Genomic DNA, 14,936 nt, shown 5'->3' on the forward strand with positions numbered 1-14,936 from the left:
CAATGTGCACATATGTCGATGGCTTTCTATGACAGGCATGCGCGCTGCGGCCTAGCCTGTGCGGAGCTAAAGCCCGTTGACAGTCTCATTGACAGTGAGGAAACACCGTGGTTCGTCCGCACCCCATGACCGCCGCGCTCGCGGCCGCTGCAATCAGCGCTTCAGCTTTTATGCCGACCGTCCCAGTCAACGCTGCCGAAGGAGCTGCCGCAAAGGCAGTGTGCCCTCCGGCCGCGCAGAACAAAGCCGACCATGAACGGCTGGCGCTTGAAAAAGAGCACACGGACGCGGTTTCCATGTGCCTTGACAGTCAAAAGAACATGCGCCTGTTCACGAAGGCCGACCTCGCTTCCGGGAACGGGCAGCGCCTCGCGCCGGAAGACGTCGCGTTCCACGTGACCGACGCCCTCAAAACCCAGGTGCCCGCCAAAGGCTTCGAATTCACCGGTGCGGCCGGCAAGGACGCCTGGATGATTCCCGAAACTCAGAACCACGACGGGATCTGGGCTGGCTGGAACACCGAAGAAATCCGTGAGGGCATGGTCGACGGAGACCACGTCACGATGCGCCTGAACCAGAAGAAGTCCTCCCTGCCGGAAGGTGCGCAGGTCGAGATCTTCCAGGCCGGTCTGTTCGGGACCAAGCGCATCCTGTCCTCATCAGATCCCAAGCACGCCAGCTTCGACCAGTCGCTGGGAGCACACGTTCACGCCAACTGGACCTTCACCAAACCCGGTGTCTACCGTCTGGTCTTCTCCGCCGAGGCCACCGTTGACGGAAAGAAAACCGCTGACGAAAAGGAATACGTCTTCGCAGTCGGCCAATCCGGCATTGACGAACTGAAGAAGCCCGCCGACGATTCGGATGGCCAGCCAAACCCGGACAACCCCGACGGTACGCAGCCGCCCAGCGGTCCCGGGGGCGGCACCTCGGGCCCCGGAGAGGGCCAGGCGCCCAACCAGCCGAACCCGCCCACGGACTCCGGCACCCCTGAACTCGCACCGGACACCGTGAAGGTCACGAAGGACAAAGACTCCTACAAGCTTGGGGACCAGCCGAAGCTGACCGCGAAAGTCAAGGCGAAGACCGACGTTCAAATCCAGTGGCAGACCAAGCAGCGCGGTGACAGCTGGCGCAGCTACCAGGGTGCTGCTGGAAACACACTCGTCCTGCCGAAGCTGACAGACGACTACCGCGACATGCAGGTCCGCGCACTGGCTGTGGCAAAAACCGGTGCGCAGACTGTCTCGGAGCCGGTGACAATTGACATCGAGGGCAAAGAGCAGAACAAGCAGGCCGGAAAGAAAGACGCGGAGTCAAACGGTGCTCCGTCCGCTGGCGGTGCAGCCGCCGCCCCAGCGGCCCCAGGCGCACAGCCTGCAGCGCAGCCGGCCGGATCGGTGCCCGAGCCGTGCGTGCCGGACAGCTCAGCCGGTGGTGGCGTCGGTGGCGACGCCGCCGGAAGTGCCGGTGCGTCCGGCGGATCCTCTGCGGGAGGCACAAACGGTGCTGGGGCGCAGGGCAGCACAGCTCCAAATGGCCAGCGCGTGCGCGCAGAAGCCGGGCACTTTGACTTCGGCGCGCGACTGATTGGCGGTCAGGCCTCCGCACAGGTCAAGGATGACCGCACCGCACCGCCGGTGTGGCGCAACCCTGACGACGTTGAATTCATTATCGGCCAGGCCGCAAAGAAGCCCGTTCCGGCCGGCTACGAGTTCCTCGGTTCCGCGGGATCGCAGGTCTACATGATTTCGCAGCAGCAGGAAGACCGTGTTCCGTGGCTGGGCTGGAACACCCAGGACCCAGAGATCATGAACCGCGCATCGAAAGTCACGATGACTCTGACCAATGTCAGCGGTCCCGGCCAGATGCACGTCTTCCTCGGCGGCAGCGGACTTGGCGGCGGCAGCGCCACCCGTGTGTTCAGCAAGGCCGGCGACTCCTACCAGGTGCCGGTGGGAACACACCAGCACGGTTTCTGGGCATTCACAAAGCCCGGCACCTACACCGCCACCATCCGGTTCACCGTGGCGCTGAAGTCCGGCGGCACCACGACAGCCGACGGCACCCTGCACTTCAACGTCGGAGGCGGCGCACAGGCCGGCGGCAGCATCAAAGCCGACCAGCAGCCTGCTGAGGGCCCGCAGCCGGCTGGGGAGCAGCCGACAGATGGCGCCACGCCTCAGACGGGGGAGCAGACCGCTGACGATTCCGCCTCGCCAGTACCGCAGCCAGCGGGTGATCCATGCGCGCTGCCCCGAACCGGCGTGAACGGCCTCGGCGCGACCGGCGCTGTCGGCCTTGGCCTGCTGACCGTCGGTGCGGCAGTCGTCTGGATCCAGCGTCGTCGCACTGCAAAGTGAAGGCCCGCCGACTGCTGAGGGTCGCGGCAGCAAGTGCCGCGGCCCTCGCCCTGACCGGCTGTGCAACGGGTCTGCCCAGCAGCGCAGAACAGCTGCGCGTGGTCGCCACAACCGGCGTCATCGCCGACCTGGCCTCCCACGTCGCAGGTGATGCCGCCCAAGTCCAGCCGCTCGTGCCCAAAGGAGCCGACCCGCACAGCTACGAGCCGACCCTGCGGGACGTACGCAGCATCGTCTACGCCGACGTCGCCCTGACGAACTACCAGATGCTCGAAGAACACCGCCTCATCACGACGGTCGATGCGAACCTGCCGAAAACTGCAATCAATGCGGCGGTGGCCGAAAGCGCTGTGAAACACGGGGCCAACGTCATCCCGCTGGTTGAAGACGTCCACCTGGACACCGTGTGGTTGGGGCTGCGAGTGCACGGCACCGCGGATTCTCGAGGTGCCGACCGCAGTTCCGAGGTGCGTCTGAGGATGACGGGGGCTTCTATGCCGGAAGGAGCTTCAGCGCACACGTTCCTCACGCGCTCGCTGGGCCAGACGGACGTGCTGTTCGACACGACTGACGGCTTCGGCCCGGAAGATCTGGTGAGTCTGCCGCCGGCGGCCCACACCCACGTGTCCTGGGCCTTCAGCAAGCCTGGGGTCTACCGGCTGCGGTTCTCCGCCGGTTTGGCCGCGCGCGCAGAAGACAGCCGCGAAGAACGGCTGGCCAGCGGCGAATTTGCAGTCGTCGTCGGCAAAGACCCCGCGACGATCCCGGAAATGAAAGACCGCAGGGTTGTTGATGCGGGTCACGCCGACATCACGGTCGATGCCGATGCCGGCAGATTCGCCCTGGCCGTGGACAAAAAGGGCGGGGGACTGGAGTACCTGGACCCTGCAGAAACCGTCGTATCCGTGACCAACAGCGCGTGGAGGGACATCCCGCGCGGAGCGTCGTTCCTCGGACCGGCAGGCACACCCACCTACCTGCTGCCACAGGCTGTGCTCGGCAAACACGTTCACGGGGAAATCGACCCGCACATGTGGCTGTCAGCAGACAACGCAATCGCCTACGTCAAGGTCATCCGCGATGTCTTCAGCCGTGCCGATCCCGCAAACGCTGAAACCTACAGGGCGAATGCCGCGGACTACATCGATCAGCTCGACCAGCTGGACGCCGAAGTGCGCCGTGACATCGACGCAATACCCAAACACAGGCGGCACATTGTCACAGCGCACGACGCATACCGGTACTTCGCGGATGCCTACGGGCTCTCAATCGCCGGCTTCGCAAGCCCCCACCCGGGAGCAGAGCCGTCTGCTGCAGACCGGCGCAGACTAGGCGACACCATCCGGAACCTCGACATACCGGCTGTATTCCTGGAGCCGATGGGCCGCGCACCGGCGCTGACAGATGCGGCTGCCGCGGAAGGCGCCGAAATCTGCACTCTTTACTCCGACACCTTTGACAACCACGTATCCAGCTACATCGAACTCATGCGCACCAACGCCCGCACTCTGAAAGGCTGCCTCGCACCATGACAATCGCAAAGAGACTCTCAGGCATCCTCGCCGCCGCCATGACCGCAGCCATCGTCGCCAGCGGAACATCAGCGGCAGCGGCACCAGCCGACGGCGGTCAAGACGGACTGGAGCAGAAAGTCACCAGTGACGAAGCATTCGGCAGCGAGCAGGTCGTGCGCTCAGAAGGCCACATCGACCTGGGCCCGAAGGTCGTCGAGGGCGGACTCGTTTTCGCCGCGCGCGATGACACCGAAAGCACCCCCGTGTGGCGGCACCTGGACGACCTCGTCCTCCAAGTCGGCGATACCGCCAAGACACAGATCCCAGAAGGAGACCAGTACGACTTCACCGGCGCCTCGACCGGGGAGGACGTGTGGATCATTCCCCAGGTCGAACAGCCCGGAGTGCCGTGGCTGGGCTGGAACACACAGGACCCCGCATTCCTCGACGGCGCGGTTGACAACGTCACCCTGCGCTTCAGCGGCGCACAGGGGCCGGGGAAGGTGAGCCTGTTCCTGCAGAACGGCGATTTCGGCGAACCCGATGTTCTGTGGACGGCAGACAAAGCGGCCGACGTCAATGTCGACCTCAACACCCACACGCACGCCAACTGGGTCTTCACGAAGCCCGGCATCTACCTGGTGACCGTCAGCCTGAGCTCCAAGCGCAGCGACGGCACCACGAGCGAAGACACGCAGACCATCCGGCTGGCCGTCGGCGATGACGCCGACCCCAAGGAAGCAGCACAGGCAGAAGCCACGCAGCCGGCATCAGGCGAACAAGACAGCGCACAGCAGGCAGACAGCGCCGCTGAGGGCGCCGACCCGGCGGTTCTCATCGCCATCGGCATCGGTGCTGTTGCAGTGCTCGCCGCTGTTTTCTTCACCGTCATCGCCGTCATCAACCGACGCCGCAGGGCCGCAGGTGACCGCCGTGAGTGAACCGCTGCTGACACTTGACGGGGTCACGGCTTCACTGGGTGGGCGGACAATCGTCCGCGGTGCCGACCTTAAGATCCGGGCCGGGGAGTTCACCGCGCTGCTGGGACCCAACGGTGCGGGCAAAACAACCCTGCTGCGCTCCATCCTCGGCACCATCCCGTCATCTGGAACCATCACGGTCAACGGCAAGCCCATCTCCAGGAAGAACCGCCCCGGCTACGTGCCGCAGCACCAGTCCTTCGCGTGGGACTTTCCCGTCACGGTGGCCACCGCCGTCATGACGGGGCTGCCCAGGCGCCTGCTGCGGCCGGTCGAGCACTACCGGGCGGTCGAGCGAGCCCTGGCTCACGTCCACCTCGCCGACTTCGCCGACCGGCCCGTCGGTGCGCTCTCGGGTGGGCAGAAACAGCGTGTTCTCGTAGCGCGCGCACTCGTGGGAGGAGCCGATGTTCTCCTGCTTGACGAACCGTTCACCGGAGTCGACATGCCGACACAGGAGTTCCTCACCGAGGTCTTCACCGACCTCGCAGGCAACGGCACCGCCATCTTCATGTCCACCCACGACCTGCCGGCGGCCCTGCGCACCTGCTCCCACTGTGTGCTGTTCGACGGAACCGTGCGCGCACACGGCGCGACAGAGGACATCCGCAGCCGTGAACTGTGGGCTGACGTCTTCGGCATCGACGCGACATCCTCCCTTCTGGAGGCAGTGTGACGCCCCTGGACTTCTTCACCGACCTGTTCAACCCGCAGCTGGCATTCCTGCCCCGTGCGCTCGCCATGGCCGTCCTGGCCGCAGCACTGTGCGGAATCGTCGGCACCTACGTTGTGCTGCGCGGGATGAGCTTCATTGGCGACGCCGTTTCGCACGCCGTCTTCCCAGGCCTTGCGACCGCCTTCGTCATCGGAGCCGACCTTGCACTGGGCGGCATCATTGCGGGGCTCGTGACCTCGCTGGCCGTCGCCGTGGTGTCGCAGCTGCGCAGACTGCGGGAAGACTCCGTCATCGGTGTGTTCCTCGTGGCGGCCTTCGGCCTGGGCATCGTCATCATCTCCCGGGCGCCCGGATACGCGGGATCACTCACCGACTTCCTGTTCGGCTCCCTGACGGGAGTCCCGGTGCGCGACCTCGTGATCGTCGCGGCTGTTGGAGCTTTTATCGCGGTGCTGTTGGCGGTTTTCCACCAGCAGCTCGTCGCCGTCAGCCTTGACCGAGAGTTCGCCGCCGTGCAGGGCATTCGCGTGTTCTGGATCGACATGCTGCTCTACGTGTGCGTGACTCTGGCCGTCGTCTTCTCCATTCAGACGGTGGGCAACATCCTGGTGCTCGGTCTGCTCATTACGCCAGCCGCTGCCGCTCGGATGCTGACAGAGCGTCTGTCCGTCATGTTCGTACTCGCGCCGACCATCGGTGCGGTGTCAGCGTTCATCGGCCTGTGGCTGTCCTGGACTCTTGACACCCCGGTCGGCGGCACAATCGTTCTTGTGCTCACCGCAGTCTTCTGTGTGGCATGGCTGGCGGCTCCGCGCCACGGACTCATCTTCCGGTTGAGGTCCGCATGACGATGTGCCGCTGGGCTGTTGCTGCTGCGTGTGCTCTCGCTGTGCTCGCCCCTGGGACGGCCGCCGCTGCCGAACCGAAAGGCGAAGCGCAGATCCGCGTTGAGGGGAAGACGGGAGGAACCGTCGAATTCCCTGCTGCCGGAAGAGCCGTCATCTCCGACGGTGAACTGAGCTTCGCGGATGCCGACGCGCTGCGCATCCTCGGCAGGCCCGTGCCGCTGACAGCCCACTGGACACACGGAGGTGCCCTCGAGGTGCCCGTCACCGGTCCCGCCGGTGTTTATTGCATTGGTGTTCGCGACGGGGAGCGCACCAGTCCCCGCGTGGAAAAAGTCCTCCTGGGTCAGCGATCCGCACTTGGACCAGAAGCAGACATAGAGTGCCCGGATTCGGTCGAGTCGCTGCCCGCGGTCGACCAGCCGGGCCAGCCCCCACACGAGGACCACCCGGACGAGATAGAAGACCAGCCCAGCTCCACCTCGCCAGAAGATCAGAGCCAAGGAGAGAATCCCGGTGAGCAACAGCCGACCCCGCAGTTTCGCGCGACGCCCTCTTGGGAAACCGGAACAGCCGACGAAAAACCGACCCTCCCCGAAGCCCTGCCGGCCTACGCGATGATGTGCGACGGCGATGCCCGCACCATTCGGAGCGGAATCGCCGAAGCAGAGAGCGCCACCGCGATGGGAATTGCCGCAGACGCCAAGCAGCAGGGGGAGTGGCGAACCGGTCTGCCCGGCAGCCCGCAGCTGCAGTTCGCGGCAGGTGATGCGGAAAAGCAGATTGAGCTGGCCGAAGTCGACGGCCCCGGCAGCGTTTCGCTGCTGACAATCGACCCGGTCGGCGCAGAAGAACTTCTGGCCCAAGAGGGCGAAAGCTTCTCAGTTCCCGCGCAGAGCACCATGATGCCGACGCTGAGCTTCACACAGCCGGGCCAATACACGCTCGGCCTGCGGATCGATGGAAAAGACGCGAAGCTCAGCGTGAGCGTGGGCGAACTGCGCTCCGACAAAGGCAGTGCGGTCGACACGGCGCTCGAACGCTGCGAAGGCGCCTACAGCCTGGTGGCAGCCGGCGCTGCTCCGCAGGCAGTCCAGCCACAACAGCGACAGGCACAGCGCTCGCCTCTGCTGTGGTTGGTGGCAGGCGGTGCATTCGGCTTGGGAGGGGCTCTGCTTGCTGTACCCATCGGCATCCTGACGCGGAGGCGCCGATGAAGCACGCGACAGCGGTTGTGTGCGCCCTGCTGGGAATCGCAAGCCTTGTGCTCGGCGGCCTTCTGGTGGTTCAGCTGCAGAACGATGACTCCGCGACCCACGCAACGCCGCCACCAGTGCCGGAGCGCCCCGAATCACCTGATCTCCCCGCTGATGAACAGCAGAGCCCTCAGCCTCCACAGCTTGAATCGCCATGGCTCACGGCGACAGCCGAAAAGACCGGGATACCGGCGCGTGCTCTGCAGTCCTATGTCACCGCTGAAGCGTGGGCGGGCAGGGAACACCCCGAATGCGGTTTGGGATGGACGACGCTGGCGGGCATCGGGTTCGTCGAAACAGCCCACGGCACAATCGGCGGGTCCGCCGTCGATGACACAGGGGTGGTAGGGCCGCAGATCTTCGGGCCGAAGCTCGACGGGTCCGTGCGCGGCACCGCTGTCATCACCGACACCGACGGGGGACGGCTCGACGGGGACAATGAGCACGATCGGGCGGTCGGACCCATGCAGTTCCTGCCCAGCGTCTGGGACAAGATGGCAGTCGACGCCAACGGCGACGGCAAGAAAGACCCGCACAGCTATGACGATGCGGCCGTGACAGCCGCGGCCTACCTGTGCTCCGAGCGCAGCATCACGACACCGGAGGAGTGGACGAAGGCGGTTTTCTCCTACAACCCCGATGAGGCCTATGTGAATGCGGTGTGGCAGGCGGCGAACAAAGCCGGAACTGACGCTGCTGCGTAGGCGAAGTGCGCGTGGGTCGGCAGGTGACTCCTACCTTCTGACCCGACGTGGCGCCGACCAGGGGCCACGCCTTTCAGGCGCTCTATGTCCCGAAAGTCAATCTAGCCCCTGTCTGGCCGTCGCTCCCACGAGCCGTGAGTGAAGTCCGGCGTGGGGATAGCCTCGGTCCTTCGCTCGTTGTGGCTCGTGTATGCGAGCAGGTGCGGAACGCTCCCGAGGTGGCTCGATGGGACCAAGCCACCTCGGCCGCCTAGCCGTCGGTGACGAAGGGCCCCTCGTGATGACCATCGGTGGCGAGGTCGACGACCCCGTCGTGGGGGTGTGGTGCATCTGCGTGATGCGCGCGTCGGTGCGCCACAGGCGTTCGGCGGCGAGATAGACGCCCTGTCACAGCCAAACGTGTGACACGTCTCACCTGCCAGCACAACCTTCCGAAGCGGTTTTACCTCGTTTGAGGTATGCAACAGACCAAAGTCGCAATCTAAAGTGCAGACAGGGTGAAGGACAGTTTGATGTCGACACATCCGGCGCTCTATTGGCGTCTACTTGCACACCGAAGAAAAGAATATGAAAACTGCTGCTGCAGTCGGCCGGTCAGTTTGGGGCACGCAATGGTTCAAGTTCGCTGGCATCAAGTTGACTGAAACGAAGGTCTGGGGGAAATACTCGTCCAACAAGGGTAAAATCACCAAGATCACCGATTATGGGTGCCAGGTCGTCAAGAACATCGTGCTTGGCAAGAACGTGACCGTAAGCAAGCAGAGCAAGGCCTTCACGTCCTCGACGGCAACCTTCAAATGCAAGGTCCGCATTGAACGTGGGGCCATCAAGGGGATGAATTGGTCGACCCGCGAGGGCTATCAGACTCTTAAGGCCAACGCCGGCGGCAAAGTAACCTTCAATGGGTGGAGCTGAAAGGAATCGTGATCTAGATGAATCCTCTAGTACCAGACGCATACGACATATTCGGGGTTGTCCTGGTGATAGCTATCATCTTGGTCATCATCGGAACCGTAATTTGGATGGTTAGGCGAGCTCGACGTAAGGAACACACATCGGTGTGTGAATCAGAGCCGCGAGACGAAGCAGACGGTCAGAACTAGCGGTTTTCAGGTAGCTCCGCTCCTTGAGTCGGCGTGCAAGGGCCGGACGATAGACGTCACGTTTACCGTCCGGCCCTTGCACGCCGTTGCTCCACGTCTCTGGAATGTGATCATCAGACTTGATTCAGCCTTTATCCGGGCGAGGCGACTTCGGTATTGGAAATTGACTGGGCGATCTCGGCGACTGGCGACGCAGCAGACACAGTCTGCGCACATGTGTCCTCACCCTCAGACGCCCCGAAGACGACTGGCGGCACGACCCTAGTGGGCCAGACTTGGTGGACACGGACACCTAGCCATCGGGCAACGGTCGACCCTGACCATAAAGCTCGGGAATGAACAGTCCATCAGACTGCCCTGTTGCGGCCAGGCCGCGGTGCCTCGAGACAGGGCCCACAGTTGCCCCCCTGCGCAGACTGCCGTTGGGTATGGCTGTGGGACACCGTCGAGCCCCGGCACCGGAAGCAGGCTCACGGCGGCGATCATTGGTCGTATCGAGCACCCCCGCGGCACCGTGCTCGAATTACGCAACCTCACGCACAACGTCCTCCCCTCCGGCCCCTGGTAGAGACCGGGCAGTACACACCTACTGCAGCCTCGAACGCGATGAGCCCAATAGCCGTTGCATCCGTCGTCGGGAACAGCGTCGTGGGTTGAGTCGCAGGTGTATCGAACTGTGACCTCCATGACGCTGGTCCGAGCCTCGTTCACCGCTACCGTAAAGACACTGATGATTCTCCTGGAGGCGAAAGAAGGACAATATTCGGTGGTGACGAGACAATTCGTCGTGAGACCCTCACGCGCGGCGACGCCGAAATGGATCAGTTTCATGAGAGGTCCGAGGTTCGTGGACCTGCCCTTCCGAGTGCTATTGCTCCTTATCAGCGTTGCAGGACTCATGCCGGCGGCAATGGAATCGTCGAATCCTCAGTATGTTGCGTTCCAGGTTCTCGGGGCGATCCTGATTGTCAGCGTCTGTTTCGTCCCGCTCACCGCTGGCTTGATGGGGTTAGTGCTATTCGTTGTCTTTGGGATCACCTTCCCCGAGTTCGTCAATCCATTTCCGACCGTTGCTGGAGCCGCGATCGCGCTTGTCCTGAGTCAGCTGCGGATCCGTTCGTTTTCCTTACTGACGCTGCTGCTATTCGGGATCGTGGTTGCCCATACGGCAGTGGGAATCTGGGAGGGGGATGGTGAGTCGCTCTTTACGATGGCTTTCGGGTGGCTACTTGCTGTGATCCTCGGACTTGCAGCAGCAGCATTTGAGCGGCGTATCCAGTCTGAGATCTTGATGAAAACAGCACAGGCACGCTCACACGAGAGAAACGTAGAGAGGATGCGGTTGGAATTCGCGCTCGATACGCATGACACTGTCTCTCACGGTCTGGCCGCGGAGGCAGCGATCATTCGGATGCTCGGTGTTGAGGCCCGTATGGAGGATCGCTCCGATTCGAGAGTCACGGAGTTGGCGCTGGTCAATGTACACACGCAGCAGCAGCTTCGTGTGCTGCTGGCCCGACTCACCGGCGATCCTGGTGGACGACGGACCATGAGGGCATTCGACGTTGAGATGCTCAAGGCTGCGGAGATGATCGGTTCAGCTACAGAGGCAGGCGGGTTCGATATTGGGATCCGCGTTGAAGCTCTGCCGAGTGACGTGCCTGCAGAGACGCTTGAGACGGCTCAGTTCATTCTCAAGGAGCTCGCTACGAACATGGTCAAACACTCCTCAGCAACGTCCTCATGCGCGATATCTGTCGAGCAGGTTGAGAAACAGATGGAGATATGGATCGAGTTCGAAGCGTCCAATCCAGCTCTGCAAGCACCTACGCGTACGCCCCGAAGTCTCAGCGCACGGGTGGAACGTGCAGGAGGGCGTTTGAGCACGTCTCATGACGAGGGGATGTTCGCGATTAAGGTCGCGATTCCCGTAGGGAACGGGGTCGCAATGTAGATACCTCGTATGAGGGATGTCCGAGGAGGTGGAATTGGCGTGCTCTTAGAGCATGAAATTCATCGTCGCCCTCTCGACCGCTGCTGCTCTTCAACTCTCCCCCCCTGACCGCCCCAGTCGAACGCGCCCCTGCCACCGTGTCCATCCACTCGGTATCGGCAACTGATGAAATCGACGTCAGCACAACGCGAAATCCCTACAGGTGCGTTATCTGGCGCGTCATCGACAAGAAGAAGTTTCAGAAGTACTGCAAATGAACCCTTCAAGCCGCCACATCCCGGTGCAAGCGCCGAGCGCTCACGGACGCCTCTCGGTGCTCATCGTGGACGACGACCAATGGACCACACGAGCGCTCTCCTACGCGCTTGTCACTGAGCCCGACATGAGTGTGCTCCCGCCAGTTCATAGCGGTGAAGAAGCCGTTGAAAGCTACCGGCAGCACCGTCCAGATGTGGTCCTCATGGACGTCAATATGCCCGACGGGATCAGCGGCGTGGATGCGACCCTTCGCATTCGTAAGCTCGACCCAGACGCGACTGTGATCATCCTCAGCACCGTCTCCCCGGGGCCAGGGCTCGCACGTGCTCTCGAAGCGGGTGCGGTCGCTGCGGTGAATAAGACTTGCTCCGAATCAACTCTGCGCGAAACGGTCCGCGCTGCTGCACGTGGAGACGACCCCAGCATGTTGAAGTTCCTCGCGCGAGATATCGTCATCGCCGGCGACGCCCTACCTGACGCCCCTGCAGTGAGCCCTCAAATTACCGAACGCGAGCATGAAGTGCTCACTCTGATCTGCGAGGGGCGCGGATACGAGGAGATAGCCGAGACCCAGGGCATCTCCGTTTGGACGGCGAAGACACAGGCGAAGCATCTGCGAGAAAAACTTCAGGCGGAGAATCTGGCTCAACTCATCGTCCGCGCCCTTCAACACCGCTTCTACTCGACCTAAGAGGCATGGAAGCACCTCAGGGGTGGTCTCAACCAAGGGCATAGGGTAATCGCGAGAAGTGCCGGTCATGTTCGCAGGCTCACCCCGGTATCCGTGTCCTGTGGCATCTGAGGGCAATCGATATCTCGGCATAGGTGAAGCCGGCCGGGCTCCATATACCTCGAATGAGGGGTGAGAGCGGTCTTGCGAGGCACCTATGCTCCTATCGCCGGACATTCCGGTGCGAAACACACTTCAGAAGGAGCACTAATGCTTCGCAAAAGAAAGTGCCTGGCGGGGTTCTTGCTGGCTGGGAGCCCGGCTCTGGCCGGAGGCCATTCCGGCCGGAGGAGCGGGAGGCGCCGGGGGTAGTCGCGAACGACTCCGGATATGACGAAGCCCAGGTCAGAAACAGTGTCTGACCTGGGCTTTTCCGTCGGGCTAGCGGGATTTGAACCCACGACCTCTTGACCCCCCGGGTGGACGGCAGGCTCTCATAGCCTTCTGACCTGGGATTTCTGCGGTCACAAGAGGCCGATTTCACGTCATGCAATGCATGGGATGCATGGTTCTGGTTCCGCTTTGGTCCCGGGTGGTCATAGTGGTTGAGCGCTACGATTTCCCGTTCTTGTCGAGTTTACGACGGCAAGGTGCGTGCGTCTCCTAGCCCCTTCCATGCCGTCGAGGTCCCCTCGGTCTGGGTACGTAAGAACGAAGACGACAAAGAGGATTAACCCAACCGACACGGCGATAACGGGGGTGAAACACAGGGCCACCAGCAGGATCGCTGCGAGGACTTGAAACGCTCAGTACAGGGGATCTGGCGTTTCAATCGATGCGGGCGTCAAACCGACGACAGCGATTAATAGCAATAGCACACGGAATGGCGCATCCACGTATCGTGGTCCGCGCAGCACTCTGGTCCAGTTAGTGCTCCGGCTGGATGAAGTCGCCTCTGCCGCCTCAACATCTATTCCCAAAGTCTGCCCTCTTCCCAGCACGGGGATGCCCTGCCGTCTACTCACCGTACCTGGTCCTCGGCAGTCACGCGCCCTCATCAGGGTCACAGTTCGATACACGTCTATGAGCTGGTGCGACGTACCTCAAACGAGGGATGTGGGGCCGAATGCTCTGCTTCTAGATTCGACTCACCGGACACTGCCGGCACCCAGGTCTTCGAAAAAGGGAAAGCTATTCTGCAACTGGTGATACAGGGAAGGTGCGCACCATGAACAGCAAGCAAGGTCGAGTAAGAATCTGGACGGCTGCGGCTCTCGCACTGGCGGGACTCGTGCTCCTGATCATCTGGGCGGTCTCGCTCTACAGGTACGGAATCTGGGTGGACGCCAATGCGGCTGTGGGAGACGCGCGGCCGTTGGACTACGCTCTCTTTGCGTTGGGTGTCGTATTGCTCGGGGCGTCCCTTCTCGTGTTCCTCGTTCGACGAAGAGCTCATCGCTAACTGCACTGTTGGCGGTTCGTCGTCCAGCAAACCTGATCAAGGTCGACGTACGGGATCTCGCGTATCCTCTATTCCTCGTTGGGAGCTGCAAATCGGTGGTCCAGTGTGTAGCGAGTGTTCGTGGGAGATTTCGAGGAAGTCGGCGGCTTCGGTGACGTCATCGCGGAGATTGGCGTTCTCGACGAGGTAGTTGCGGACGTCCTCGCGGGTGCGCACGATGCCGGCGAGGCCGAGCTTCTCACGGGCGGCGTGGTGGACGCGGGTGTAGTCGTCCTCGCTGAGAGTATTGATATCGATGATCGACCGGTCCGACACCGCGGCATCCCGCTTAACGTGCTCCAGAAGATCCTCGGCCACAAATCGATCGAGACAACCAAGGGCTACCTCCACCCTGATCTTGATCACATCGCCCAGGCGGGGGACCTGACCAACCGGTTCCTCGACGCCCAGACAGAGGGACCCGAGCGGTCGTCTGGCAAAGGGCGAGGGAAGCCGAAGCGTGGTCCCGACGATCGGGGCCAGTGAGGCCGAAAATGGGCATCTGGTCCCGGTTTGGTCCCGGGTGTTCAACTTAGGCGCCTCGAGGCGTCTGCGGGAGGCGATGCAAGCGGGAGGTTCCGGAGGAGTGGACGAAGGCCGTTTTCTCCTACAACCTGGCCGACGCCTATGTGAATGCGGTGTGGCAGGCGGTTGACAAAGCCGGTGCTGATGCCAACGCACGAGGCTGAGCGACGCCTCGAAGGCAGGAACAGCGAGCCCTCCGTTTGCCAGATCAGTGAAACTGGCCAGAAAAAAGAAGTCCCGAAGCGATGTGCTTCGGGACTTCTTCAGTGAGTCGGGCTAGCGGGATTTGAACCCACGACCTCTTGACCCCCAGTCAAGCGCGCTACCAAGCTGCGCCATAGCCCGTGGTGTTGAGCCTTGTAAATACTAGCGAGTTGTTTCAGGGAAGGCAAAACGGGATGTGTGCTCATGTTTCGGTCGGTACGGTCAGTTGCGCACAGGGGACGAGGTGGAGGTGCAGGAACCGCTGATCGGGCAATTATTACGGGCCGGTATGTGAGACGCAGGACTCAAAGTTGATACGATGATCTGGCCGTATCATTTCAGCTTCGCAACATAAGGCGTCTGCTGTTGCGCAGATGTTATCT

At 62.4% G+C, this 14,936-nt stretch carries 12 protein-coding genes and 1 tRNA gene; 12 read left to right on the forward strand and 1 reads right to left on the reverse strand.

All coding sequences use genetic code 11. The features are described 5' to 3' along the window. The first annotated feature begins 107 nt into the window (after positions 1-107). The 12 genes from HMPREF3087_RS00425 to HMPREF3087_RS10445 all read left to right on the forward strand — a co-directional run bounded on the left by HMPREF3087_RS00425 (position 108) and on the right by HMPREF3087_RS10445 (position 14,310). Positions 108-2,363, forward strand: a complete 2,256-nt coding sequence (locus tag HMPREF3087_RS00425) for a choice-of-anchor M domain-containing protein (protein WP_141738832.1) — start codon at positions 108-110, stop codon at positions 2,361-2,363. Further along, positions 2,360-3,895 carry an anchored repeat ABC transporter, substrate-binding protein gene (locus HMPREF3087_RS00430; RefSeq protein WP_070427666.1) on the forward strand — a complete coding sequence of 512 codons (1,536 nt, stop codon included), beginning with the start codon at positions 2,360-2,362 and terminating at the stop codon, positions 3,893-3,895. The genes HMPREF3087_RS00425 and HMPREF3087_RS00430 overlap by 4 nt, the downstream gene beginning before the upstream one ends. Beyond that, entirely contained in the window at positions 3,892-4,818 is a 927-nt protein-coding gene (locus HMPREF3087_RS00435; protein ID WP_083271938.1) for a choice-of-anchor M domain-containing protein, read from the forward strand. Before HMPREF3087_RS00430 ends, HMPREF3087_RS00435 begins: the two co-directional genes overlap by 4 nt. Then, positions 4,811-5,533 carry a metal ABC transporter ATP-binding protein gene (locus HMPREF3087_RS00440; RefSeq protein ID WP_231864046.1) on the forward strand — a complete coding sequence of 241 codons (723 nt, stop codon included), beginning with the start codon at positions 4,811-4,813 and terminating at the stop codon, positions 5,531-5,533. The genes HMPREF3087_RS00435 and HMPREF3087_RS00440 overlap by 8 nt, the downstream gene beginning before the upstream one ends. Further along, positions 5,530-6,381 carry an anchored repeat-type ABC transporter permease subunit gene (locus HMPREF3087_RS00445; protein WP_061944397.1) on the forward strand — a complete coding sequence of 284 codons (852 nt, stop codon included), beginning with the start codon at positions 5,530-5,532 and terminating at the stop codon, positions 6,379-6,381. Before HMPREF3087_RS00440 ends, HMPREF3087_RS00445 begins: the two co-directional genes overlap by 4 nt. Next, entirely contained in the window at positions 6,378-7,595 is a 1,218-nt protein-coding gene (locus HMPREF3087_RS00450; RefSeq protein ID WP_070427667.1) for a hypothetical protein, read from the forward strand. The genes HMPREF3087_RS00445 and HMPREF3087_RS00450 overlap by 4 nt, the downstream gene beginning before the upstream one ends. Next, the gene (locus tag HMPREF3087_RS00455) at positions 7,592-8,338 is read left to right on the forward strand and encodes a lytic transglycosylase domain-containing protein (RefSeq protein WP_070427668.1); all 747 of its coding nucleotides are present in this window, start codon (positions 7,592-7,594) and stop codon (positions 8,336-8,338) included. Before HMPREF3087_RS00450 ends, HMPREF3087_RS00455 begins: the two co-directional genes overlap by 4 nt. Positions 8,339-8,905: 567 nt before the next feature. Next, entirely contained in the window at positions 8,906-9,253 is a 348-nt protein-coding gene (locus HMPREF3087_RS00460) for a hypothetical protein (protein WP_070427669.1), read from the forward strand. An 864-nt stretch (positions 9,254-10,117) separates the two neighbouring features. After that, complete coding sequence (locus tag HMPREF3087_RS00465) at positions 10,118-11,395, forward strand: sensor histidine kinase (RefSeq protein WP_141738833.1); 1,278 nt, start codon at positions 10,118-10,120, stop codon at positions 11,393-11,395. A gap of 322 nt (positions 11,396-11,717) precedes the next feature. Further along, the gene (locus tag HMPREF3087_RS00470; RefSeq protein ID WP_239233132.1) at positions 11,718-12,344 is read left to right on the forward strand and encodes a response regulator transcription factor; all 627 of its coding nucleotides are present in this window, start codon (positions 11,718-11,720) and stop codon (positions 12,342-12,344) included. A 1,207-nt stretch (positions 12,345-13,551) separates the two neighbouring features. Then, complete coding sequence (locus tag HMPREF3087_RS00475; protein ID WP_019175290.1) at positions 13,552-13,785, forward strand: hypothetical protein; 234 nt, start codon at positions 13,552-13,554, stop codon at positions 13,783-13,785. Between the two features lie 114 nt (positions 13,786-13,899). Then, positions 13,900-14,310 (forward strand): tyrosine-type recombinase/integrase, encoded by a 411-nt coding sequence (locus tag HMPREF3087_RS10445; RefSeq protein ID WP_070427671.1) that lies wholly within the window; start codon positions 13,900-13,902, stop codon positions 14,308-14,310. A gap of 310 nt (positions 14,311-14,620) precedes the next feature. Here the strand turns inward: HMPREF3087_RS10445 and HMPREF3087_RS00485 are convergent. Then, positions 14,621-14,694: transfer RNA gene (locus HMPREF3087_RS00485), tRNA-Pro, on the reverse strand. Positions 14,695-14,936 lie beyond the last annotated feature (242 nt).

It is taken from the genome of Brevibacterium sp. HMSC22B09 (assembly GCF_001806795.1).
GTDB lineage: Bacteria > Actinomycetota > Actinomycetes > Actinomycetales > Brevibacteriaceae > Brevibacterium > Brevibacterium ravenspurgense.